19 protein-coding genes are annotated in these 23,932 nt (G+C 63.9%); 6 read left to right on the forward strand and 13 right to left on the reverse strand.

Going from position 1 to position 23,932, the window contains the following annotated elements; translation table 11 throughout:
• Positions 1 to 56 precede the first annotated feature (56 nt).
• The 5 genes from HWY05_RS14405 to HWY05_RS14425 form a co-directional block, all read right to left on the reverse strand.
• The gene (locus HWY05_RS14405) at positions 57 to 773 is read right to left on the reverse strand and encodes an HAD family phosphatase (protein ID WP_176058763.1); all 717 of its coding nucleotides are present in this window, start codon (positions 771 to 773) and stop codon (positions 57 to 59) included.
• Complete coding sequence (locus HWY05_RS14410) at positions 770 to 1,603, reverse strand: carbohydrate ABC transporter permease (RefSeq protein ID WP_244146617.1); 834 nt, start codon at positions 1,601 to 1,603, stop codon at positions 770 to 772. The genes HWY05_RS14405 and HWY05_RS14410 overlap by 4 nt, the downstream gene beginning before the upstream one ends.
• Positions 1,604 to 1,641: 38 nt before the next feature.
• A complete protein-coding gene (locus tag HWY05_RS14415) occupies positions 1,642 to 2,577 on the reverse strand; it encodes a sugar ABC transporter permease (RefSeq protein ID WP_035548300.1) in 936 nt (311 codons plus the stop codon).
• 210 nt (positions 2,578 to 2,787) lie between these two features.
• Positions 2,788 to 4,110 (reverse strand): sugar ABC transporter substrate-binding protein, encoded by a 1,323-nt coding sequence (locus tag HWY05_RS14420; protein WP_035548302.1) that lies wholly within the window; start codon positions 4,108 to 4,110, stop codon positions 2,788 to 2,790.
• A gap of 100 nt (positions 4,111 to 4,210) precedes the next feature.
• Positions 4,211 to 4,993 (reverse strand): L-iditol 2-dehydrogenase, encoded by a 783-nt coding sequence (locus tag HWY05_RS14425; RefSeq protein WP_244146609.1) that lies wholly within the window; start codon positions 4,991 to 4,993, stop codon positions 4,211 to 4,213.
• A 345-nt stretch (positions 4,994 to 5,338) separates the two neighbouring features.
• Between HWY05_RS14425 and HWY05_RS14430 the strand changes: the two genes are divergently transcribed.
• The 3 genes from HWY05_RS14430 to HWY05_RS14440 are packed head-to-tail and all read left to right on the forward strand — an operon-like array spanning position 5,339 to position 8,038.
• Positions 5,339 to 6,307, forward strand: coding sequence for a metal ABC transporter solute-binding protein (locus tag HWY05_RS14430; protein WP_176058766.1), 969 nt, complete (start codon positions 5,339 to 5,341; stop codon positions 6,305 to 6,307).
• Positions 6,304 to 7,263: an ABC transporter ATP-binding protein gene (locus tag HWY05_RS14435; RefSeq protein ID WP_176058767.1), complete on the forward strand. Its 960-nt coding sequence runs from the start codon at positions 6,304 to 6,306 to the stop codon at positions 7,261 to 7,263. The genes HWY05_RS14430 and HWY05_RS14435 overlap by 4 nt, the downstream gene beginning before the upstream one ends.
• A complete protein-coding gene (locus tag HWY05_RS14440) occupies positions 7,256 to 8,038 on the forward strand; it encodes a metal ABC transporter permease (protein ID WP_035548314.1) in 783 nt (260 codons plus the stop codon). The genes HWY05_RS14435 and HWY05_RS14440 overlap by 8 nt, the downstream gene beginning before the upstream one ends.
• Positions 8,039 to 8,099: 61 nt before the next feature.
• On the opposite strand, the gene fghA is transcribed toward HWY05_RS14440, so the two are convergent.
• The 3 genes from fghA to HWY05_RS14455 form a co-directional block, all read right to left on the reverse strand.
• Positions 8,100 to 8,951, reverse strand: coding sequence for an S-formylglutathione hydrolase (gene fghA, locus HWY05_RS14445; RefSeq protein ID WP_176058768.1), 852 nt, complete (start codon positions 8,949 to 8,951; stop codon positions 8,100 to 8,102).
• 51 nt (positions 8,952 to 9,002) lie between these two features.
• Positions 9,003 to 10,109, reverse strand: a complete 1,107-nt coding sequence (locus HWY05_RS14450) for an S-(hydroxymethyl)glutathione dehydrogenase/class III alcohol dehydrogenase (RefSeq protein ID WP_035548321.1) — start codon at positions 10,107 to 10,109, stop codon at positions 9,003 to 9,005.
• Positions 10,110 to 10,277: 168 nt separating this feature from the next.
• Positions 10,278 to 11,816: an FGGY family carbohydrate kinase gene (locus HWY05_RS14455; RefSeq protein WP_176058769.1), complete on the reverse strand. Its 1,539-nt coding sequence runs from the start codon at positions 11,814 to 11,816 to the stop codon at positions 10,278 to 10,280.
• Between the two features lie 438 nt (positions 11,817 to 12,254).
• Between HWY05_RS14455 and HWY05_RS14460 the strand changes: the two genes are divergently transcribed.
• Positions 12,255 to 13,664 (forward strand): nucleobase:cation symporter-2 family protein, encoded by a 1,410-nt coding sequence (locus HWY05_RS14460; RefSeq protein ID WP_035548327.1) that lies wholly within the window; start codon positions 12,255 to 12,257, stop codon positions 13,662 to 13,664.
• A gap of 205 nt (positions 13,665 to 13,869) precedes the next feature.
• Here the strand turns inward: HWY05_RS14460 and HWY05_RS14465 are convergent, their stop codons facing one another.
• From HWY05_RS14465 to HWY05_RS14475, 3 genes are read right to left on the reverse strand one after another with little or no spacing between them, the layout of a single operon-like run.
• Positions 13,870 to 15,429 carry an efflux transporter outer membrane subunit gene (locus tag HWY05_RS14465; protein ID WP_176058770.1) on the reverse strand — a complete coding sequence of 520 codons (1,560 nt, stop codon included), beginning with the start codon at positions 15,427 to 15,429 and terminating at the stop codon, positions 13,870 to 13,872.
• A 1-nt stretch (position 15,430) separates the two neighbouring features.
• Positions 15,431 to 18,640: an efflux RND transporter permease subunit gene (locus tag HWY05_RS14470; RefSeq protein WP_176058771.1), complete on the reverse strand. Its 3,210-nt coding sequence runs from the start codon at positions 18,638 to 18,640 to the stop codon at positions 15,431 to 15,433.
• Positions 18,641 to 18,658: 18 nt separating this feature from the next.
• The gene (locus HWY05_RS14475; RefSeq protein WP_035548336.1) at positions 18,659 to 19,891 is read right to left on the reverse strand and encodes an efflux RND transporter periplasmic adaptor subunit; all 1,233 of its coding nucleotides are present in this window, start codon (positions 19,889 to 19,891) and stop codon (positions 18,659 to 18,661) included.
• A gap of 429 nt (positions 19,892 to 20,320) precedes the next feature.
• On the opposite strand from HWY05_RS14475, the gene HWY05_RS14480 reads away from it, so the two are divergent.
• Entirely contained in the window at positions 20,321 to 20,989 is a 669-nt protein-coding gene (locus HWY05_RS14480) for a TetR family transcriptional regulator (protein ID WP_176058772.1), read from the forward strand.
• Between the two features lie 76 nt (positions 20,990 to 21,065).
• Here HWY05_RS14480 and HWY05_RS14485 read toward each other — a convergent pair whose 3' ends face one another.
• Positions 21,066 to 21,698, reverse strand: coding sequence for a cysteine hydrolase family protein (locus HWY05_RS14485; protein WP_176058773.1), 633 nt, complete (start codon positions 21,696 to 21,698; stop codon positions 21,066 to 21,068).
• Positions 21,699 to 21,884: 186 nt separating this feature from the next.
• Between HWY05_RS14485 and HWY05_RS14490 the strand changes: the two genes are divergently transcribed.
• Entirely contained in the window at positions 21,885 to 22,937 is a 1,053-nt protein-coding gene (locus tag HWY05_RS14490; RefSeq protein ID WP_176058774.1) for a helix-turn-helix domain-containing protein, read from the forward strand.
• Positions 22,938 to 23,146: 209 nt separating this feature from the next.
• Here the strand turns inward: HWY05_RS14490 and HWY05_RS14495 are convergent, their stop codons facing one another.
• Entirely contained in the window at positions 23,147 to 23,905 is a 759-nt protein-coding gene (locus tag HWY05_RS14495) for an SRPBCC domain-containing protein (protein WP_176058775.1), read from the reverse strand.
• Between the last annotated feature and the right edge of the window lie 27 nt (positions 23,906 to 23,932).

The following is a 23,932-nucleotide window of genomic DNA, read 5'->3' on the forward strand; positions in this document are numbered from 1 at the left end:
CTTCGTTTGCTTCAGCAGCTCGCTTCTCTATGCTCGGGCCGACGCCGCCACGCCATTTACGGCGGCGTGGCCGCCGTCGCGCTCAGCGTCCATTGCGCGACCAGTTCCGGCAGTTGCTGCATGTCGTCGAACACGTGACGCGCGCCGGCCGCATGCAGCTTGTCGATCTGCGCGTCGCTCGCGTGACCGCCGCCGATAAAGCCCAGCACCGTCATGCCCGCTGCGGTCGCCGCCGTCACGCCGGTCACGCTGTCTTCCACCACCAGACACGCCGACGGCGCGAGTCCCAAACCGCGCGCCGCCGCCAGATAGACGTCGGGCGCGGGCTTCGGATTCGGCACCGCATCGGCACAAAACAGGCGGTCGCCGAAGAACTTCACCAGCCCCGTGCGCGCCAGCACCGATTCCACGTACGGCCGGAAACTGTTGCTCGCGCACCCTTTGGCGAGCGGCACCTGAGCGAGCGCCGCCTCGATCCCTTCCACCGCCGGTGCCTGCATCGCCGCCGCTTCGACCGCGCGGCGGATCGCGTCGATATCGGCGACGGACAGGCTCTTGCCGAGCTGCGTCGCCGTACCCTGCAACACCGCTTCGATGCGCAGGCCGAGCAGCGGCAACACCACCGGCTCGACGTCCGTCTCGGGCCAGCGCGCTTCGAGTTCGTGCACCAGCATGCGCGCCGCCACGGCTTCGCTGTCGATCAGCACGCCGTCGCAATCGCAGATCAGCGCAAATTGACCGACACCGGAACCCACATTCGACCCCGCTGTCATTTGACCGCCCCGAACGTGAGACCGCGCACCAGTTGCTTCTGCGACAGCCAGCCGACAATCAGGATCGGCGCCACCGCCAGCAGCGAAGCGGCCGACAGCTTGGCCCAGAACAAGCCTTCAGGACTCGAATACGACGCGATGAACACCGTCAGCGGCGCCGCGTTCGAGCTCGACAGGTTGATGCTCCAGAACGCCTCATTCCACGACAGGATCACGAGCAGCAGCGCGGTCGACGCGAGCCCCGGCAGCGACATCGGCATCAGCAGATAAACGATTTCCTGCCACGTCCTCGCGCCGTCGATCCGCCCGGCTTCGAGAATGTCGCGCGGAATTTCGGCGAAGTACGTGAACGACATCCACACCGCAATCGGCAGATTGATCAGCGTGTAGACGATCACCAGACCCGACACCGAATCGAGCAGGCCGGTGTTCTTCCACAGCAGATAGATCGGCACCAGCACGCCGACCGACGGCATCATCTTGGTGGACAGCATCCACAGCAGCACCTTCTGCGTGCGGCGGGTCGGGAAGAACGCCATCGCATACGCGGCCGGCACGGCAAGAATCAGGCACAGCACCGTGACGCCCGCCGAGATCAGCACCGAATTCCACGCGAACGCAAAGTAATTGCTGCGCGCGAACACCTCGCGGAAGCTATCCAGCGTCGGAATAAAAAACAGCGACGACGAATAAGCCTGCTGTTCCGTCTTGAACGCGGTGATTGTCATCCAGAAGATCGGGAAGAACAGCAGCAACGCGACCAGCCAGGCGATCACGCCGGGAATGGCGCGGCGAATCGCGGCGAACGGCGACTTCGTCGGCACGGTCATGGGTGTCGAGCTCGACACCGGAGTGGAGGCAACCTGGCTCATTTTTCGTACTCCCCTTTCAGGTTCTTCGCGAGCATGCGCACGAGGAAGAACGACACGACATTAGCCAGCACGACCGCGAGAATGCCGCCGGCGGAAGCGAGCCCGACGTCGAACTGTTGCAGGCCGAGCGAATAGATCAGGTACGACAGATTGGTCGTCGCGGTGCCCGGACCGCCGCCCGTGGTGGTATAGATTTCGGCGAAGATCGACAGCAGGAAAATCGTCTCCATCATCACCACCACCGCGATCGCCCGTTTCAGGTGAGGCAGCGTGATGTAGAAGAACATCGAGAACGGACCCGCACCGTCGATCTTTGCCGCTTCCTTCTGCTCCTGATCGAGCGACTGGATCGCGGTGAACAGAATCAGGAACGCGAACGGTAACCACTGCCACGCGACGATCATGATCACGGCGGTGAGCGGATAGTCGGCGAACCAGTCGATCGGCTGCATGCCCATCGCGCGCATGCCCTGCGCGATCAGGCCATACACCGGGTGCAGGATCATGTTCTTCCAGATCAGCGCGCTGACCGTCGGCATCACGAAGAACGGTCCGATGGCGAGCAGCCGCGCGATGCCCTGACCGTAGAACTTGCGGTCGAACAGAATCGCCATCAGCACGCCGCCGACCACGGTGATCACCAGCACCGAAATAATCAGCTCGAGCGTATGGCCGATCGAAGGGCCGAACGACGGGTCGGTCGCGAGGTATTTGTAATTGTCGAGACCGGCGAAACCTTTGAGGTCCGGGTTCAACAGGTTGTAGCGCGAGAACGAAAACCAGATCGTCATGGCGAGCGGAATCGCCATCCACAACACCAGTACGGCCACCGAGGGCGTGACTAGCCAGCGCGCGGAATTGGCTTTGCGGACTTCGCGTTCTTTTTCTGTCTGGGGATGAGCTTGCATGAGAGGTAGGCGCAGAGGACGCATGGTGGACCACCTGTTCGGTAATGCGCGGACTGTCCGCCGCGAACTGCTCGCGGCGTGAAGCGCGCCGGCCGGCGCGACACCTTGCCGGTATCGCGGCGCGCCGCGCGATCAGGACAGCCCGCTGTGCTGCGTGGGCCGGCTGACGGGCGTCAGCCGGCGCGTGCCACGTGCTTCAGGTGGCGGGTTGCCGCATCACTTCCAGTACTTCTATTACTTCTGGTAGCCGGCCTGTTGCACCGCGCGATTCGCGGTCGCATTGCCGGCGGCCAGCGCCTGATCGACCGTCATCTGGCCGGCCACTGCGCCGGAGATGCTCTGACCCACCACGGTACCGAACGACTGGAACTCAGGAATACCCACGAACTGCACACCGGTGTACGGCACCGGCTTCAGCGTCGGGTGATCCGGGTCCGCCGTTTCGATCGCCTTCAGCACGAATTCGCCGAACGGAGCAGCCTGCTTGTACTCGGGGCGTGCGTAGGTGGATTGACGCGTTCCCGGCGGCACCGAGGCCCAGCCTTCGTCCTTCGCGACCAGTTCGATGTATTGCTTCGAGGTCGCCCATGCGATGAACTTCTTCGCCGCGTCAGTCTGCTTCGACGACTTCGGAATCGCCAGCGCCCACGCCCACAACCAGTGCGAACCCTTCGGCGTGACAGCGATCGGTGCGGCAGCAAAGCCGACCTTGTCCGCGATCTGCGATTGCTGCTTGTTGTACAGCATGCCGGCCGCGACCGTCGCGTCGATCCACATCGCGCACTTGCCCGAGGACATCAGCGTCAGGTTTTCGTTGAAGCCGTTCGAACTCGCTCCCGGAGGGCCGTCTTTCTTCAGCAGATCGACGTAGAAGGTGATCGCCTTCTTCCATTCCGGCGTGGTGAGCTGCGCGTTCCACTTCTCGTCGAACCAGCGACCGCCGAAGGTGTTCACCACCGTCGTCGCGTACGCCATGTTTTCGCCCCAGCCCGCCTTGCCGCGCAGGCAGATGCCGTACATGCCGTTGGCCTTGTCGGTCAGCTTGTCGGCGAATTGCGCGATCTGGTCGTAAGTCGGCTGGTCCGGCATTTTCAGACCCTTGGCTGCGAACAGATCCTTGCGGTAATACGTCATGGAGCTTTCGACGTAGAACGGCAGCGCGTACAACTGGCCGCCGCTCGACAGGCCGTCGCGGGCCGTCTTCACGACGTCGTTCAGATCGTAATCGGCGGGCAGGTTGGTGAGCGGCGTGAGCCAGCCGCGTTTGCCCCATTGCGGCGTTTCATAGGCGCCGATCGTCATCACGTCGAACTGGCCGCTGCCGGTCGTGATGTCGGTGGTGGCGCGCTGACGCAGCACGTTTTCTTCGAGAATCACCCAGTTCAGCTTGATGTCCGGATTCGCCTGCTCGAAAGCGGGCGAGAGCTTCTTCAGCTCGATCATGTCCGGATTGTTCAACGTGGCGATCGTCACCGTCGCCGCCGACGCGCTTAACGCGAAGCACGCCATGGCGCCGACGCTAGCCGCTTTCAGCGCGGATTTGAGGATTGGCTTCATGTGTTGTCTCCTTTCTCGTACGTTATGTGATGCTGCGTTTGTTCTACGAAAATGACGGGGATGATGCGCACGTCGCGACCGCGGCGACGTGCCTGCTGCGTCAACTCATCCAGTTGCCGCCGTCGACGTTCAGCGTTTGCGCGGTAATGTAGTCGGCATCCGCCGACGCGAGAAACAGGGCGGCGCCGGTCAGGTCGTCCGGCACACCCATGCGGCCGAGCGGCACCGCTTCGCCGACCAGGCGCTTCTTCTCGCCGAGCGGACGGTTTTCATAACGGGCGAAGAGCGCGTCGACTTCCTTCCACATCGGCGTATCGACGACGCCCGGCGCGATGCCGTTCACGTTGATCTGGTGCGGTGCGAGCGCCAAGGCCGCCGATTGCGTGTAGCTGAGCACCGCCGCCTTGGTCGCGCAGTAATGCGACACGAGCGCCTCGCCACGCCGCCCCGCTTGCGACGACATATTGATGATCTTGCCGCCGCGACCCTGCTCGACCATTTTTTGCGCAACGGCTTGCATCAGGAAGAACAGGCCCTTCACGTTGACCGCGAACAGGCGGTCGAACACGTCCCAGGATTCGTCGAGGAGCGGGCGCATATCGAACAGCGCCGCGTTGTTGAACAGAATGTCGATTTGGCCGAAACGCTCGAGCGTGCTCGCAACGATACGGTCGATATCTTCACGGCGCGTGACGTCGGCGCTGACGCTCAGCACCCGGTCGCCGTATCCGGCGCGCAACGTGTCGCCGAAACTGTCGGCCGGCTTCATGTCCACCAGCACGCAGCGCGCGCCTTCGTCCAGATAGCGGCGCGCCACGGCCTCGCCAATTCCGCTTGCCGCGCCCGTCAGAATGGCCACCTTGTCTTGCAATCGTGCCGCCACTGCCTGTCTCCGGTTCATTGCGTTTTGTCTCGCAGTGAGCGAACGCTCATTGCGCGAACAATTGCTCTGTTAGTGATCGAATGATCGGATACGGACAGGGTCATGTCAAGGCACCCGCGCAGATTTCGATGGTGCAGCGCGGCAGGACACGCGCGCCCTCGTTCCGGCTCTGAACAACACTAATACGAGAAATCGGGGAAGGCCAAGTCGCTTTCTGCATAAGGCGCTGACAATTATTTGAGATACGTTATATCATTTCGACCGCGCTTCATTGGCCGCGCGCGGCCGCCGCACCCTCTCCTAACGTTAGTGATTCACTCAACTCTCACGCAGCAGGAAACAACGATGAACAAACTCGGCTCGATGTTGAACGGAGCGCACCGCGCGCTGAAGCTGTCGAAATACGTTGCGGCGGCCACGGCCGCGTTCGCGATCGGTCACAGCGCCTTCGCCGTGGATGCGAAAATCCCGGTGGTCGCGGCGGAGAATTTTTACGGCGACGTGGTGCAGCAACTGGGCGGCGATCGCGTCGACGTGACCAGCATTCTCAGCAATCCGGACCAGGACCCGCATCTGTTCGAAGCCAGCCCGAAGACGGCGCGCGCGTTGCAGCATGCGAGCCTTGTGGTGTACAACGGCGCCGACTACGATCCGTGGATGGCAAAATTGCTGGCCGCGTCGAAGGGGTCGAAGCGCGTGACGATCGTCGCCGCCGACCTCACCGGCAAGAAAGGCGGCGATAATCCGCACCTCTGGTACGACCCGGCCACCATGCCGAAGGTCGCGCGCGCGGTGAGCGAAGCGCTCGTCGCGACTGACCCGGCACACAAGTCGGCGTACGATGCGAACCTCGCGAAGTTTCTCGATTCGCTGAAGCCGATCGACGCCAAGGTCGCCGAGTTGCATGGCCGCTACGCGGGCGTGCCGGTCACGGCGACCGAGCCGGTGTTCGGTTATATGTCGGACGCGATCGGGCTGAGCATGCGCAATCTGCGCTTCCAGCTCGCCACGATGAACGACACCGAAGCCAGCGCGGCCGATATCGCCGCGTTCGAACGCGACCTGCGCGAAAAGCGCGTGCGCGTTCTGATCTATAACAGCCAGGCAACCGAGGCCCTGACCAAACGCATGTTGAAGCTCGCGCAGCAATCGAAGGTGCCGTCCATGAGCGTCACCGAGACCGAACCGGCCGGCAAGACCTATCAGACGTGGATGCTGACGCAGCTCGACGCGCTGAACGCCGCGCTGATCGCGGGCGAAGCGAACGGCGCGGGCGCGGTGGCGGCTTCCGGCAGCAAAGGAACGACACCATGACTCTGACTGGCCGCAACGCGCCAGCCCCTGCAGCAAGTGCGCCCACGGGCGCACCGTCCAACGCGCCCGTGCTCGAACTCGAGCAGGTCACGCTCGAACTCGGCGACCGCACGATTCTGCGCGACACCGGTTTCGTGGTGAATCAGGGCGAATTCATCGGCGTGCTTGGGCCGAACGGCGCGGGCAAGACCACCTTGATGCGCGCGGTGCTCGGCCTCGTGCCGGCCGCGAGCGGCACGATCCGCGTGCTGGGGCAGCCGGTGGAGCGCGGCAATGCGTCGATCGGCTATATGCCGCAGACGCGCAGCGCGCTCGCCGGACGGCGCGTGCGCGGCCGCGATTTCGTCGCGATGGCCGCCGACGGTCATCGTTGGGGCTTGCCGCATGCGGACGCCCGCACTCGCGCCGATGTCGAGCGCGTGCTGGATCTGGTGGGCGGCCGCAAGCTGGCCGAGCGGCCGTTGTCGGAACTGTCGGGCGGCGAGCGACAGCGCCTGCTGCTCGCGCAATGCCTGCTCGGTAATCCGAAGCTGCTGTTGCTCGACGAACCGCTGATCAGCCTCGACCCGCATCATCAGAAGAGCGTGGTCGAACTGGTGCGGCGCGTGCAGCAGGAACTCGGCATTGCCGTGCTGTTTTCGGCGCACGAATTGAATCCGCTGCTGAACTCGATCGATCGCGTGCTGTATCTCGGCAGCGGCGTGGCCGCGCTCGGCACCGTCGACCAAGTGATCACCCGCCCGGTCCTGTCGCGCCTGTACGGCTCGCCGATCGACGTGATGCGGGTGAACGGCCGCATCTTCGTGATGTCGGGCGACGTCGAAGTCGAGAAGCACGATCACGAGCACGAACACGACGAAGACGGCGGCCATAGCCACGGCCATTCGCACGGCGCGCACGGCCACAGCCACTCACACCAGCACGACTCACGCGACGGACACACGCACGATGTTTGAATACGATTTCATGGTCAACGCGTTCGCGGCGTCGGGGATCGTCGCGGTGCTGGCGGGTATCGTGGGCTATTTTCTGGTGATGCGCGGACAGACCTTCGCCGGCCACGCGCTATCGCACGTCGGCTTCACCGGCGCGACCGGCGCGGTGCTGATCGGCATCTCGCCGATCTGGGGGATGATCGGCTTCACGCTCGCGGCGGGCGTCGGCATGGGCGCGCTCGGCGAACGCCTCGCCGGACGCGACGTGGCGATCGGCGTGATCCTCTCGCTGTCGCTCGGTTTCGGTTTGCTGTTTCTGCACTTCTTCACCGCGTACGCGACGCAAGTGACCGCGTTGTTGTTTGGCAATGTGCTCGGCGTGAATACGTCGACGCTTGGCGTGCTGGCGGCGCTAGGCGTAGTCAGTTTGCTGGCGCTGGCGGCGATCATGCGGCCGTTGCTGTTTGCTTCGTTGCAGCCTGAACTGGCCGAAGCAAAGGGTGTGTCGCTGCGGCTCGTGTCGGTGCTGTTTCTGGCGATTGCCGCGTTGGCGGTAGCCGCGTGTACGCAGATCGTCGGCGTGTTGCTGGTGTTCACCTTGATGGTCGGGCCGGCTGCGGCCGCGCAGAACATGACGACGCGTCTGTCGACCGGACTCGTACTGGCCGCGGTGTTCGCGCTGCTGCAGGCGTGGCTGGGATTGACGCTGGCGTTCTATACCGATTGGCCCACGAGCTTCTGGATCACCGTGCTGTCGGCGGTGGTGTACGGCGGGAGTTTGGTGAAGCGCCGTTGAGTGGACAGCGATGACGGCGGGCACTTTTACGCGCTACCGTCATCGCCATACAACGGCACGTTCAGCCGAGCAACACCTTCGCGTGATGCGCGAGATGATCCTCGATGAACGTCGAGATGAAGTAATACCCATGGTCGTAGCCCGCGTGACGGCGTAACGTCAGCGGCTGACCCGCCGCCTGGCAGGCGGCTTCGAACACATCCGGGTTGAGCTGTTCCGCCAGGAACTGATCCGCCAGCCCCTGATCCACCAGAATCCCCGCCGCGAACTTGCGCGACGCATGCGCGACCAGCTCGCTCGCGTCGTACTGCTTCCACGCTTCGCGATCGTCGCCGAGATACCCGCCTAACGCTTTCTCGCCCCACGGGCAGCGCGTGGGCGCGGCAATCGGCGCGAACGCCGACACCGAGCGATAAATCTCCGGATTGCGCAGCGCCAGCATCAACGCGCCGTGACCGCCCATCGAGTGCCCGAAAATACCCAGGCGCGCACCGTCCACCGGCAGATTCGCCAGCACCGTTTCGCGTAGCTCGTCACGCACATACGAGTACATCCGATAGTGCTGCGCCCACGGTTGCTGGGTCGCATCGACGTAGAAACCCGCGCCCACACCGAAGTCCCACGCCGCGCTTTCGCCCGGCACGCCCGCGCCGCGCGGACTCGTATCGGGCGAAATCAGCGCGATGCCGTGCTGTGCCGCGAAACGCTGCGCGCCGGCCTTGATCGGAAAGGTTTCTTCCGTGCAGGTGAGGCCCGCGAGATAGAACAGCGCGGGCACGTTCGCGTTCGCTTGCAACGCCTGCGGCGGCAGATAGACCGAGAAGCGCATCGGCAGACCGACGGTCTGCGAGTCGTGCCGGTAGATACGCTGCTCGCCGCCATGGCAGGCATGCGACGACAGAAGTTCAAACATCGCCCTGCTCCTTTCGGTGGGTTGCGTGGGTTGCGTTCGTCACGTTCCGCATCAGTACAGCACGACCGAGCGGATCGACTCGCCCTTCTTCATCAGGTCGAAGCCTTCGTTGATCCGTTCGAGCGGCAGACGGTGCGTGATCAGATCGTCGATATTGATCTTGCCTTCCATGTACCAGTCGACGATCTTCGGCACATCCGTACGGCCACGCGCGCCGCCGAATGCCGAGCCCTTCCACTCGCGGCCCGTCACCAGCTGGAACGGGCGCGTGCTGATCTCCTCGCCCGCCGCCGCCACGCCGATGATGAACGATTGGCCCCAGCCCTTGTGCGTGCATTCGAGCGCCTGACGCATTACCTTGGTATTGCCGATGCATTCGAACGAGTAGTCCGCGCCACCGTCGGTAAGTTGCACGATGTGGTCGACCACGTTCTCGACTTCGTTCGGGTTGATGAAGTGCGTCATGCCGAACTTTTTCGCCAGCTCGACGCGGCCCGGGTTGATGTCGACGCCGATAATCTTGTCCGCGCCGACCATCTTCGCGCCCTGAATCACATTCAAACCGATACCGCCGAGGCCGAACACCACCACGTTCGCGCCCGCTTCGACCTTTGCCGAATACACCACCGCGCCGACGCCCGTCGTCACGCCGCAGCCGATGTAGCAGATCTTGTCGAACGGCGCGTCTTCACGCACCTTCGCGACCGCGATTTCCGGCACGACGATGTAGTTCGAGAACGTGGACGTGCCCATGTAATGGAACAGCGGCTTGCCGTCCAGCGAGAAGCGCGAGGTGGCGTCGGGCATCAGGCCGCGGCCTTGCGTCGAACGGATCGCCTGACACAGGTTGGTCTTGCGCGACAGGCAGAACTTGCACTGGCGGCATTCCGGCGTGTACAGCGGAATCACGTGATCGCCCTTCTTCAGCGTGCCGACGCCCGGACCCGTATCGACGATCACGCCCGCGCCTTCATGGCCGAGAATCGCCGGGAAAATGCCTTCCGGGTCAGCGCCCGAGAGCGTGTAGTAGTCGGTGTGGCAGATGCCCGTCGCCTTCACTTCGATCAGCACTTCACCGGCGCGCGGGCCTTCCAGATCCACTTCCTCGATCGTCAATGGGGCGCCGGCTTTCCATGCAATGGCGGCTTTGGTTTTCATCGTGAATGCTCCTTGAGGTCTGTGAGTGCGACGCGCGTCCGGCATGATGTGCCGCGCTCTAACTTAGCGCGCGAAAAGCGTCATGGTATTGCAAAGTGCGTCACGGCATTGTCCGTACCGGACATCGGCGCGCTCATCGTCGACGGGCGTCGACGAGCGCAGGCAGCGTCACCGACGCCCCGTGCCGCCGAACCAGGTTTCGACCCGGCCATAAAGATCGAGAAAGCGTGCATAGCGTTCGGCCAGCGCCGCATCGCCTCGCGGACCGGCGACCCGCGTCGCGCCCGGCGCGAGCGCCGCGAGATCGTTCGCGTGCCAATGGCCGCTCGCCAGACCGCCGAGAATCGCCGCGCCACGCGGCGCCGCGTTGGGGCAATCGACCGCATAAAGTTCGACGTCCAGCGCATCGGCCAGCAACTGCCGCCAGCGCGCGTCGACCGAACCGCCGCCCGCGAGCTTCAACGTGGTGACCGTCGCGCCGCTCGCGCGAATCGCGTCGAGACCGGCGCGCAGCGAAAACGCGACGCCTTCGAACGCGGCGCGCATCATCGTGCCGCGCGTGTGTTCGAGCGCGAGGCCGAGCCAGCCGCCGCGCGCCGATGGGTTCAGCCACGGTGTGCGTTCGCCGGTGAGGTAAGGCAGAAAGGTCAGGCCGCTTGTGGGCGCTGCAGCGCCGTGGGTACGTTCCGAGGCGCTGCCGGAGGTCGCGCTGCTTGCTTCGCCGAACGCGCTGGTAGTGACGTCGCCAGACGCGTCGTTCAGTGCAATCGCGTTGGCCTCGCCGAACGCATCCCGATAAGCATCAGCCCATTCATACGACAACCAGCCGCGCACGCGTTCCAGTGCAATGCCGACGTTCTGCATTGCCGCCATCCGATACCAGTGATCGCTCGCCGCCCGATAGCGATGCAAGCCCTTCGCCGCCGTCGGCTCCTGCCCCGCCAGCACGACGATCTGTCCGCCCGTGCCAGTGGTGAGCAACGCATCGCCGTCGCGCGCGAGTCCGCTGCCGAGCGCCGCGCACGGCGTGTCGGCGGCGCCGGTCGCGAGCACGATGCCGGCGCGCAACCCCAGCGCCTGCGCCGCCGCCTCCGACAGCACGCCGCCCGCCGCATACGACGGCGCCAATGGCGCGAACCATTCACGCGGAATCTCCAGCCGCGCCAGCAGCGCCGTATCCCATACGCCGGCCGGATCGGCGAGCGCGGTCGCGCAGGCATCGGACGGATCGGTCAGCACCGCGCCGCCCAACGCCACGCGCAGCCAGTCTTTCGGCTGCAACGCCCAGCGCGTTCTGTGCGCGGCGTGCGGTTCGTTCAGCACGATCCAGCGCAGCAACGGCCCGGCCATGCCGGGCGCCACCGGATTCGCTTGCGGCTCGCGCCACGCGTCGAGCAAACCCAGCGCGCGCGTATCGGGCCACAGCATGGCGGGCCGCACGGCGTCGCCGGCGGCGTCGATCAGCACGACCCCGTGCATCTGCCCGGAGAAGCCGATCGCGCGCACGTCGCTGCGCAACGCTGGCGGCAAACGCGACACCGCTTCGCACAGCGCGCGCCACCACGTTTGCACCGAGGTCTCCGCCCAACCCGCGTGCGGTGTCTCCAACGTATAAGCGACGCTCGCGACCGCCTGCTCGCGGCCGTTTTCATCGACGATTGCTACTTTGAGGGAACCGGTGCCGAGGTCGATGCCAAGAAAACTCATGGGCGATTGCACGTCAAAAGAGGGGTGAAAATGAGGGTCGCGAGGCGCACGCGAAAGGTGCCCCGAAGGCGGTTTTTTTCGTCACCGCGACGCGCCTCGGAGAGCGCATCCAAAAACACGCCGATTTTGCCGAATCGCGGGTTAACCCCGCCGCGCCGCGAGCCGCATGAAAACAGCACTATGCGCCGTATGAGATACACCTCATTGATTCTCACACATATCAGTCTGGCGATGGCGCGCGCGGCTTAACGACCCGCACCACGGCCACAAGGGGCTGTCCGCCGATGGCACAAACTCGCAGCTTTAAATTGCCTTTCAAACCGGCACAACGCATATCGTCACCGGGAATGCCGGAATAGGCCCCAGTGGTCTTGTTGCACTTTATCGTCCCCGATACCTTGGAGTCATCTCAAAAACTAGATGGTGGAGACAGAAGATATGCAATCGAACACGGTTCACCCGTGCGACGAGCGACTGCCCGCGGGCCAGTTGCTGACGCTCGGCATCCAGCACGTTCTGGTGATGTATGCCGGCGCCGTCGCAGTGCCTCTGATCATCGGTGCGGCGCTCAAATTGCCGAAGGATCAGATCGCCTTCCTGATTAGCGCCGATCTGTTCTCCTGCGGCATCGCCACGCTGATTCAAACGCTCGGTCTGTGGATCTTCGGGATCCGCCTGCCGGTCATCATGGGCTGCACGTTCGCGGCCGTCGGTCCGATGGTCGCGATCGGCACCAATCCTTCGCTCGGCATTCTCGACATCTTCGGCTCGACGATCGCGGCTGGCGTGATCGGCATTCTGCTCGCGCCCGCAGTCGGCAAGTTGTTGCGCTTCTTCCCGCCGGTGGTGATCGGCGTGGTGATTTCGGTGATCGGTCTGTCGCTGATGGAAGTGGGCATCAACTGGGCAGCCGGCGGCGTGGGCAATCCCGACTACGGCAATCCGATCTATCTCGGCCTGTCGTTCATCGTGCTGACGCTGATTCTGCTGATCAACAAGTTCGCCAAGGGCTTCCTTGCCAATATTTCGGTGTTGCTCGGCATCGTCGCCGGCTTCGTGATCGCGCTGGTGCTCGGCCGCGTCAACATGGACGGCGTCACGCACGCACCGTGGGTCGGCTTCGTGATGCCGTTTCACTTCGGCCTGCCGCACTTCGATCCGCTGTCGATCGCAACGATGATCACCGTGATGTTCGTCACCTTCATCGAATCGACCGGCATGTTCCTCGCGGTCGGCGACATGGTGGATCGCCCGGTCGATCAGAAAGCGCTGGTGCGCGGCCTGCGCGTGGACGGTCTGGGCACGCTGATCGGCGGTGTCTTCAACTCGTTCCCGCATACGTCGTTCTCGCAGAACGTCGGCCTGATCGGCGTGACCGGTGTGAAGAGCCGCTTCGTCTGCGCCATGGGCGGCGTGATTCTGGTGCTGCTCGGCCTGTTCCCGAAGATGGCGCAAGTGGTCGCGTCGGTGCCGGCCTTCGTGCTCGGCGGCGCGGGTATCGTGATGTTCGGCATGGTCGCGGCAAACGGCATGAAGGTGCTGTCGCGCGTCGACTTCGTGAAGAACCAGCACAACCTGTTTATCGTCGCGGTAAGCGTCGGTCTGGGTCTGGTGCCTGTCGTGTCGCCGAACTTCTTCTCGAAGCTGCCGGCCGCGCTGACGCCGCTGCTGCATAGCGGGATTCTGCTGGCGTCCGTGTCGGCGGTCGTGCTGAACCTGATCTTCAACGGAGTGAAGAGCGAGAAAAAGGCGCAGTGCGAGATTCGCAAAGCCGGTCACGATTTCGACGGACGCGGTGGAAATGAGCCGCCGCACGATGAAATGATGCGTGCCGCGGATCTGCATTGAGTGACTGAGGTGCGGCAAACGTAGTTGCTGCAACTCGTCCTCTGCGGACAAACAAAAACGCCACGGCAATGCCGTGGCGTTTTTGTTTTCAGCTTTGTGCTGCTGTTTGTTGCCGTGTGCTTACGTGTGTCTTGCGCTGGCTGCGTAGAACGGCTTCCGTGACACCGAAAGCCGTTCTATGCGTTGGCTACGACACGGCGCCGACTTAACCCGCCGTCGCCGCCGAAGCCGCCACCGGCGCGCTTGCCGCACCGTAATTCACCGGTGCGTCGGCGGGACGCGGCTGATCGCCGTTGTGCTCGACCCAGCCACCGCCGAGTGCCTGGTACAACGTCACCAGGTTCTGCAGGCGCTCCATGCGCGCGGTGATCAGCGACGTTTGCGACGTGTACAGATCGGTCTGCGCGGTCAGCACCGACAGATAGCTGTCGACACCGTTCGTATAACGCAGATTCGACAGATCCAGACGACGCTGTTCCGCAAACGTATTGCGCTCCAGCGCCTGGATCTGCTGGTCGTACGTGCCGCGCGCCGCCAGACCGTCCGCCACCTCGCGGAAGGCCGTCTGGATCGCCTTTTCGTACGTAGCGATCTGGACGTTCTTCTGCAGGTTCGCGACGTCGAGGTTGGCGATGTTCTCGCCACCCTCGAAGATCGGCACCGTGATCGACGGACCGAAGCCCCACGCAGCCGAACCCGGCTTGAACAGACCGCCGAGCGACGGGCTCAGCGTGCCGAAATTGCCGGTCAGCGAGACCTTCGGGAAGAACGCCGCGCGCGCCGCGCCGATATTCGCGTTGGCCGCGAGCAGGTTCTCCTCGGCCTCCATGATGTCCGGACGACGCGTGAGCAGATCGGACGGCAGACCGGCCGGAATATCCGTGAGGAGATTCTGGTCGTCCAGCGTCAGACCCGGCGGCAGATCAGCCGGCAGCGGCTCGCCCAGCAGCAGCACCAGCGCATTTTCGCCCTGTGCCCGCAAACGCGCCTGCGCCTGCAGGTTGGCGTTGGCCGTCTCGACCACTGTTTGCGCCTGGCGCAGATCCAGTTCGGAACCCGTGCCGTTGTCGAACTGCAGCTTGGTGATCCGATACGACTCCTGCGCGGTCTTCAGCGTGTCTTGCGTGACCTTCAGCAGATCGTCCAGTTCGAGCACCGTCAGATACTGATTCGCCACCTGCGAGACCAGCGCAATTTCCGCCGCCTTGCGCGCCTGCGCCGTGCCCAGGTAGGTCGCCAACGCCTGATCCCTCAGACTTTGAATCCGCCCGAAGAAGTCGATTTCCCAAGACGCGTTCAGACCGACCGAGTACGAGTTGGAAATGTTCTGACCGCCGAACGCCAGGTCCGTCGGCGTACGCGATTTGGTTTGCGAAGCCGCGGCATTGAGCGTCGGGAACAGACCGGCACGAACAATCCGGTACTGCGCCTGCGACACCTGCATGTTCAGCACCGACACACGCAGATCGCGGTTGTTCTTCAGCGCAATCTCGATCAGCCGCTGCATGCGCGGATCGACGAAGAATTCGCGCCAGCCGATATCGGCCGCGGCCACACCGTTCGCGCTACGCGCGGCAGCCGTCGCGCCGGGTTTTTGCTGGCCCGTTTCGGCCCCCGGCTGGGTCGCGCCCGGTTGCGTGTCGTACACGCCGCCGGTCGGGAACATCGACGTCACGGGTTCCGCCGGACGCTGGTAATGCGGCGCCATCGTGCAACCCGCGGCGAACAACGCAACCGCCACTGCAATCAAAGAGTGTTTTTGCATCTCAATGTCCGTCCTTGCCCGAGCCGTTACCGCCCGACGCACCACCTTGCGGATCGTGCGAATGGAGCTGGTTGGAATGTTCGAACGCCGCATCCGGGTCTTCCGTCTCACCACCGAACTTCGCGCGGATCACGACGAAGAACATCGGGATCATGAAAATCGCGAGGAAGGTGGCTGTCAACATCCCGCCGATCACGCCGGTACCGATCGCGTGCTGGCTGGCCGAACCCGCGCCGTTGCTGATCGCGAGCGGCATCACGCCGAGAATGAACGCGAGCGAGGTCATCAGAATCGGACGCAGCCGCAGACGCGCTGCTTCCAGCGCTGCTTCGACCGGCCCCATGCCTTCACCCTGCTGCAACTCGCGGGCGAATTCCACGATCAGAATCGCGTTCTTCGCCGACAGCCCCACCGTGGTCAACAGCCCCACCTGGAAGAACACGTCGTTCTCGAGCCCGCGCAGCGTAGCGGCCAGCAGTGCGCCGATCACGCCGAGCGGCACCACCATGATCACCGAGAACGGGATCGACCAGCTTTCATACAGCGCCGCGAGACACAGGAACACGACGAGGATCGAGATGCCGTACAGAATCGGCGCCTGCGAACCCGACTGGCGTTCCTGCAGCGACAAGCCGGTCCATTCGTAGCCGATACCCGCCGGCAACTTCGCCACGAGTGCTTCCATTGCCGTCATGGCCTGACCGGTCGACTTGCCCGGTGCAGCCGCGCCCTGGATTTCCACTGCCGAAATACCGTTGTAGCGTTCGAGCTTCGGCGAACCGTAGGTCCACGTGCCGCTGGCGAACGACGAGAACGGCACCATGGTGCCCGCCGAATTGCGCACGTACCAGGCGTTCAGGTCTTCCGGGGTCATGCGGAACGGTGCGTCGCCTTGCAGATACACCTTCTTGATCCGGCCGTCGGTATCGAGGAAGTTGTTCACGTACTGCGATGCCCACGCGATCGAGAACGTCTGGTCGATCGTCGACAGCGACACGCCGAGCGCCGAAGCCTTCTCGTGATCGATATCCACCTTGAACTGCGGCGTATCGTTCAGGCCGTTCGGACGCACCTGGGCCAGCGTCGGATCTTTCGCGGCCATGCCGAGCAGCATATTGCGCGCTTGCATCAGCTTTTCGTGGCCGATACCCGCGCGATCCTGCAGCTCGAAGTCGAAGCCCGCAGCGGTGCCGAGTTCAGGAATCGACGGCGGATTCACCGGATACACCAGCGCGTTCTTGTAGCCACCGAAATGCATGAACAGACGGCCGACCAGCGACTGCACCTTCTCGTCCGCGTGCTGACGCACCGAGTAGTCCTTCATCCGCACGAACACGAGACCCGCGTTCTGACCGCGACCGGCGAAGCTGAAGCCGTTCACCGTGAAGGTCGATTCGACGATGTTCTTCTCGGTGTTCAACAGGTAGTCCGACACGTCCTTCAGTGCGCGCGCCGTGGTTTCCTGCGTCGAGCCCGACGGCGTTTGCACCAGCACGAACATCGTGCCCTGGTCTTCGTCAGGCAGGAACGACTTCGGCAGCTTCACGAACAGCAGGCCGACCGCGAAGATCACCACCATATAGATGATCAGCCAACGGCCCGAGCGCTTGATCACGTGGTGCACGCCCGAGTGATACTTGTCGCGGCTCTTGTTGAAGGTGCGGTTGAACCAGCCGAAGAAGCCTGTGGTGCGCTCCTGGTGACCCTTCTCGATCGGCTTGAGAATCGTCGCGCACAGCGCCGGCGTCAGAATCAACGCGACCAGCACGGACAGCACCATGGCGGCCACGATCGTCAGCGAGAACTGCCGGTAAATCGCGCCGACCGAACCGCCCGAGAACGCCACCGGCACGAACACCGCCGACAGCACGAGCGCCACGCCAACCAGCGCGCCGGTAATCTGGTCCATCGCCTTGCGGGTTGCGTCACGAGGCGATAAACCCTCCTCCTGCATGACCCGCTCGACGTTTTCCACCACCACGATCGCATCGTCCACCAGCAAGCCAATGGCCAGCACGAGCCCGAACATGGACAGCGTGTTGATCGAGAAGCCCACCAGACCCATGATCGCGAACGTGCCCAACAGCACCACCGGCACGGCGATCGTCGGGATCAGCGTGGCGCGCAGGTTCTGCAGGAACAGGTACATGACCAGGAACACCAGCACGATACCTTCGAGCAGCGTCTTGACCACTTCTTCGATCGACAGGCGCACGAACGGCGTGGTGTCGTACGGATACTTCACGACCAGACCGTGCGGGAAGTACTTCGACAGGTCGTCGATCTTCGCGCGGACAGCCTTGGCGGTGGCCAGCGCGTTAGCGCCGGTCGCGAGCTGAATACCGAAGCCTGCCGTCGGCTGGCCGTTGTACTTGGTGTCGAAGTTGTAGTTTTCGCCACCCAGCTCGATGCGGGCCACGTCTTTGATACGGACTCGCGAACCGTCCGGATTCACCTTCAGCAGCACGTTGCCGAACTGTTCAGGCGTATTCAGCAGCGTGGCTTCCGTGATGGTGGCCTGCAGCACCTGACCCGGCACCGACGGCGTGCCGCCGAGCGAACCGCCCGCGACCTGCACGTTCTGGTTCGTCAACGCGGTCTGCACGTCCACCGGCGTCAAGCCGAAGTTGGTGAGCTTGTTCGCGTCCAGCCAGATCCGCATGGCGTACTGCGAGCCAAACAGCGTCACAGTGCCCACGCCGTCGATCCGGCTAAGCGGATCTTCGATGTTCGACGCGACGTAGTTCGCCAGGTCGTACTTGTTCATACTGCCGTCTTCGGAGTTGAACGCGAGGACCATCAGGAAGCTGCTGCTCGACTTCGTGACCTTGGTGCCCAACTGCTGCACGGCTTGCGGCAGCAACGGCGTGGCCAGTTGCAGCTTGTTCTGCACCTGCACCTGCGCAATGTCAGGATTGGTGCCGGCCGCGAACGTCAGCGTGATGGTTGCCGTACCCGAGTCGTCCGACGTGGACGACAGGTACAGCAAGTGGTCGAGACCACTCATCTGCTGCTCGATCACCTGCGTGACGGTGTTTTCCACCGTCTTCGCCGAGGCGCCCGGGTACGTTGCGCTGATCTGCACGGCCGGCGGCGCGATCGTCGGGTACTGCGCGATCGGCAACGTGAAGACCGACGCGATACCCGCGAGCATCAGAATAATGGCGATCACCCATGCAAAAATTGGGCGATCAATAAAGAACTTTGCCATGAGGCGGGCTCCCTGTTATTACGCGCCCGATGCCGCAGAGGCGGGTTGAGCCGTCTGTGCAGCACCGCTGGCGGCCGGCGCACCCTGAGCGGATGCGTCGGAAGCGGGTGTGGCGGGAAGTTGCGCGGCAACCGGCTTGACCTGCTGACCCGGACGCGCCTTCTCGGTGCCCGCGACGATCACGCGATCGCCGGGCTTCAGGCCACTCTCGACCACCCAGTTCGAACCGTACGTGCCCGACGTGACGAGCTGACGCAACGCGACCTTGTTGTCGTCGCCGACGACCAGCGCGGTCGGCTGACCCTTCTGGTCATGCGTGACGCCGACCTGCGGCACCACCAGCGCGTTGTCGTTGACGCCTTCTTCGATCCGCGCGCGCACGAACATGCCCGGCAGCAACACCTTGTCCGCGTTCTTGAAGAGCGCGCGCACCGTGACCGAGCCGGTGCTCTGGTCGACCGTGACGTCGGTGAACTGCAGCTTGCCCTTTTCCGAATAGGTGCGGCCGTCTTCGAGAATCAGCGAGACCTTGGCCGCGTCCGGACCGCTCGTCTTCAGCTTGCCTTCTTGCACTTCGCGACGCAGCTTCAGACCGTCGAGGCTCGATTGCGTCAGGTCAACGTAGACCGGATCGAGTTGCTGGACGGTAGCCAGCAGCGTGGCGGCGCTCGCCTGCACATACGCGCCCGGCGTGACTTGCGACACGCCGATCTGGCCGGTCACCGGCGAGGTCACGTCCGTATAGCCGAGATTGATCTGCGCCGTGTCGACCGCTGCCTTGCCGGCGGCGACGTCTGCCGCTGCCTGGCCTTCCGAGGCGACCGCGTTGTCGTAGTCCTGCTTGCTGACCGCGTTCGCGGCCACCAGCACCTTGTAGCGGTTAGCTTGCGCGGTGGTCGATACGAGGTTGGCTTGCGCCTTGGCCAGCGTGGCCTTCGCGTTGTTCAACGTGGCGATATACGGCGCCGGATCGATCTTGTACAGACGCTGACCCGCCTTGACCTCGCCACCTTCCGTGAACTCGCGGCGCAGCACGATGCCGTCGACCCGTGCGCGCACTTGCGCGACGAGGAAAGCACTGGTGCGGCCGGGCAGTTCGGTGACGACGGGCACCGAAGTCGGTTGAACGGTGACGACGCCCACTTCGGGCGTTTGTGGCGGCGGGGCAGATTGTTTTGGTCCGCACGCTGCCAGCAATACGGCAGCCGTCGCGGCACTGATTAAGCGGAATGGAACCCGTTCGACGCGCATGGAGCGACCTCTGTCAAAGACTGAGAATGAAAAAGTGCGCGCATCCCTACCCCGGGGACGACAGCGCACACATGCGTCTTGCGACGCTTGACCGAAAGCCCGTGAATGCAAACCGAAGCTGCTGGGCACCCTGAGCAAAATGCGCCAATCCTGGGAAATGCCGCACGGCGCCGCCCGTCCAGGCACGGCGCAAGAGCGTTTTGAAAGGCAACAGTGACGGATATTAACCGGTCGTCACGGCTTGGGCTATCCGATCGTGGGATGCTATTATATATACATTCACGAATGCATGTATAAGTGCGTTTACTTCTCTTGTGGGCGGGGGGCCTGCAGGAACGCTTCGCAATTCGCTTAACGGCAGACAGATTGTCATCCCGCGGACTTAATAGCGCGCGGGAAAACCCCACAATCACGGCGAGTCACACGAATATGGTCAGAAGAACCAAAGAAGAGGCGCTTGAGACGCGCACCAGCATTCTCGACGCAGCCGAGCGGGTCTTCTTCGAGAAAGGCGTATCGCGCACGTCACTGGCCGACATCGCGCAGGCGGCGGGCGTCACGCGCGGCGCGATCTACTGGCACTTCGCGCATAAGAGCGATCTGTTTACCGAAATGTTCGACCGCGTGCTGCTGCCGCTGGACGAACTCAAAGCCGCGTCGCTGGACCCCAACGAGCCCGATCCGCTGGGGCGTCTGATGGAAATCTGCGTGGTCTGCCTGCGCGACACCGCCAACGACCCGCACCGCCGCCGCGTGTTCGACATCCTGTTCCTGAAATGCGAACTGGTCGAGGAAATGGGCCCGGTGCGGATCCGCTATCAGACCAACATGCGCGAAGGGCTGATGAAAATCGAGGGCGGTCTGCGCAACGCGATCTCCAAAGGGCAAATGCCGGCGGAACTCGATACGCGGCTGGCGGCGGCCATGGTGCATGCGTTCGTCAGCGGCTCGTTGCGCGACATGCTGTTCCTGCCCGACGCGACGGATTTCGGTGCTTACGCGCAGCGCATGGTGGATGGGATGTTCGACGCGTTGCGGATGAGCCCGGCGTTGTTGAAGAATCCGGTGCAAGAGTTGGCGGATGAGTCGGCTCGCTAATTAAGAAGAACATAACGGGCCACGCAAAAAAGCGGACGGGTGAGCAAACCCGGCCGCTTTTTTTACGCCCTCGTGCTTACGCGGCGTTCCGGCGCGCCCGCGCCTTCTGGTTCGACGAATAGATATCGCCTTTCTGCAGCAGCGTGCCGTTTTTCACTGCTGCGAGCCACGCGTCGGTGCTCGCCACCGCCGCGAAGGTCGACTGCAACACTACGCTGAACGCGTGGTGAATGTCCTTCGCGCTGGCAAAACCCGCGCTGTTCTCATACGGCACCGAACCGGTCGCGTCTTCCAGGAATTCGACGGCCAGGCCGGCGTGGACCGCGTGATTGATCGTCGACGCATCGCAGTTATGCGTCATGTATCCGACGATCGTCAGCGTATCGATCTGCCGCGCGGCCAGCCAGTCGGCGAGGTCAGTCCCGGTGAACGCGCTCGCCATCGACTTTTCCACAAGGTGATCGCGAGCCCGCGAGGCCACTACCGGATGCAGCTCGGCCCCAGCGCTACCGCGAGCGAACAACGGTGAAGTCGCTGCCGACAAGTGCTGGACGACCACGACCGGGATGTCGGCGGCGTGCGCGGCATCCATCGCGCGGCCGACATTGGCAAGCGAGGTCTGCACGTCCGGATATTCGATCGGCAGATCGCCGGTCACGTATTCGTTCTGCACGTCGATAACGATCAGCGCACGGCGCGGTGTGGTCATGGCAAGACTCCTGTCAGAGACGGTTCAAAGGTTCGATGCTTCGCGCCGCTGGCGCCTGCCCGGGCGGGCGGTGCTTCATGAGTGGCGGCGATGACTGCATTGTTGGCCGACCGGGAGTTTCACGACAGTGACCCGGATGACAGGAATCGATAGAATCGGGCCATTGTCGAATTGTCGAGGTGGTCGATGGCGGTTTCTGTTCTCGCATCCGGTTCGGCTTCGGCTTCGGCTTCGGCTTCGGCTTCGGCTTCGGCTTCGGCTTCGGCTTCGGCCGCCCCCACTCCACCGCGCCACGTCGTCGCCGTCGTCGCGTTCGACCGCATCAGCCCGTTCCACCTTTCCGTGCCCTGTGTGGTGTTCGGCGAAGAGCGCAGCGGCGGCGGCCTGCCCGATTTCGACTTTCGCGTCTGCGCCGCCGAAGCCGGCCCGCTCACCACGACCGCCGGCTTCTCGATCGCCGTCACCCACGGACTCGAAGCGCTCGCCGACGCCGACACGATCATCGTCCCAAGCTGGCGCGATCCGGACGAAACGCCGCCCGCCGAGTTGCTCGCCGCCCTGCGCGCGGCGCATGCACGCGGCGCGCAACTGGTCGGGTTATGTCTGGGCGCATTCGTACTGGCCGCCGCCGGCATTCTCGACGGCCGGCCGGCGTCCACGCACTGGGCCTGCGCCGACGACTTCGCGCGCCGCTACCCGCGCGTGCGGCTCGACCCCGACGTGCTCTACGTCGACGACGGCAACGTGCTGACCTCCGCCGGCACCGCCGCCGGCCTCGACTGCTGTCTGCACGTGCTGCGCAAGATGTGCGGCGCGGAAGTGGCGAATTACGTCGCGCGTCGGCTGGTGGTGTCGCCGCATCGGCAAGGCGGTCAGGCGCAATACGTCCAGCAGCCGATTCCGCCGAACGTGCGCGGCGACCGGCTGTCCGGCCTGCTCGACTGGGTGAGCGGCAATCTGGCCGCGCCGCACACGCTCGACACGCTGGCCGCGCGCGCGTTGATGAGCCGCCGCACCTTCACGCGACGCTTCCGGCTCGCCACCGGCGCAACCGTCGGCGCGTGGCTGCTGGCGCAACGGCTTGCGCGCGCGCAGCAGTTGCTGGAAAGCAGCGATGAATCGGTGGAAGCGATCGCGACGATCGCGGGGTTTGGTTCGACGGCTTCGTTACGGCAGCATTTCGCGGAAGCGTTTCGCACGTCGCCGTCCGCCTGGCGGCGGGAGTTTCGCGGAGCGTGAAGGCGGGGAAGGTTGAACGCGGCTCAAGCAGATAGCGGAGCGGGCTCGCTTTTCGTCCGGCAGGCCGACTTTCACGAAGCAGGAGCGCACGAGGCGGTAGACCCGGCTTAAGCGGCGTTCGAGAGACCACGCCGCCAACGTCGTTTCGTAGTCAGTCGCCTGGATTTCGTAGTCGCATCGGCGCGACAACGCAAACAACAACCCACCCCTCAATGCTCGCTAATCCAGCGCGCCACATACAACAGCAACGCGACCAGAAAAATCATCGCCGCCCAGGCCCAATACGGCAGTGCATGCGGACTGGACTCGTGCCGCGAGACCCCATGCGACGCTCCATGCGATACGCCATGCGACGCACTCGCCGCCCGCCCGGTCAGCGCGTTGTGATCCGCGCGCGTGCGCCGCGCGATGCCGCCCAAGTTGATCGGCCGCAAAAACACATGCTGGCGACGCGCCGCCGAACCCCGTGCGCGATTCGGACCTGCTCCATATTTCGCCCGCACCACCGCGTCGAATTCGGCGAAGAAATCATCCGCCAACTGATGCAGCGCGTTTTCGAGCTGGCGTGTCGGCAGTTCGGCGAGCGGTCCGGACGAAGTCGCCCAGATCGTGTAATCGATCCGCGTGCCGCGCTGTTTGCCGGCGCCGAGCGTGCTTTCGTCCGCGCGCAAACGCACTTCGATCTGCCCGCGCAACGCGCCGATTCCTTCGGCGCGGGCCTTGAAGTTGATGGTGCGGCGCTGCGCGTCGGCCGGTCCGGAATCCTGGCCCGCCACGTGGGCGCGCGCTTCGTATCGCGCGCGCAACGGCCCGAGCGGCACCGTCAGCACCAGTTCGTATTCGCCGTGGGCGAGGCGCGTGAACGACTCGCAGTTATCGAGGCTGGCGCGCAACAGCGCGAGGTCTTGCAGCGCTTCCCAGACGTCGGAGGCGCCAAGCGGAATTCTTAACGCGTCGTTCAATTCCATTGCAGCCTCCCCGATAAACGCGCGCGG

The organism is Paraburkholderia sp. BCC1876, assembly GCF_902833695.1.
In the GTDB taxonomy this organism is placed as follows: Bacteria; Pseudomonadota; Gammaproteobacteria; order Burkholderiales; family Burkholderiaceae; genus Paraburkholderia.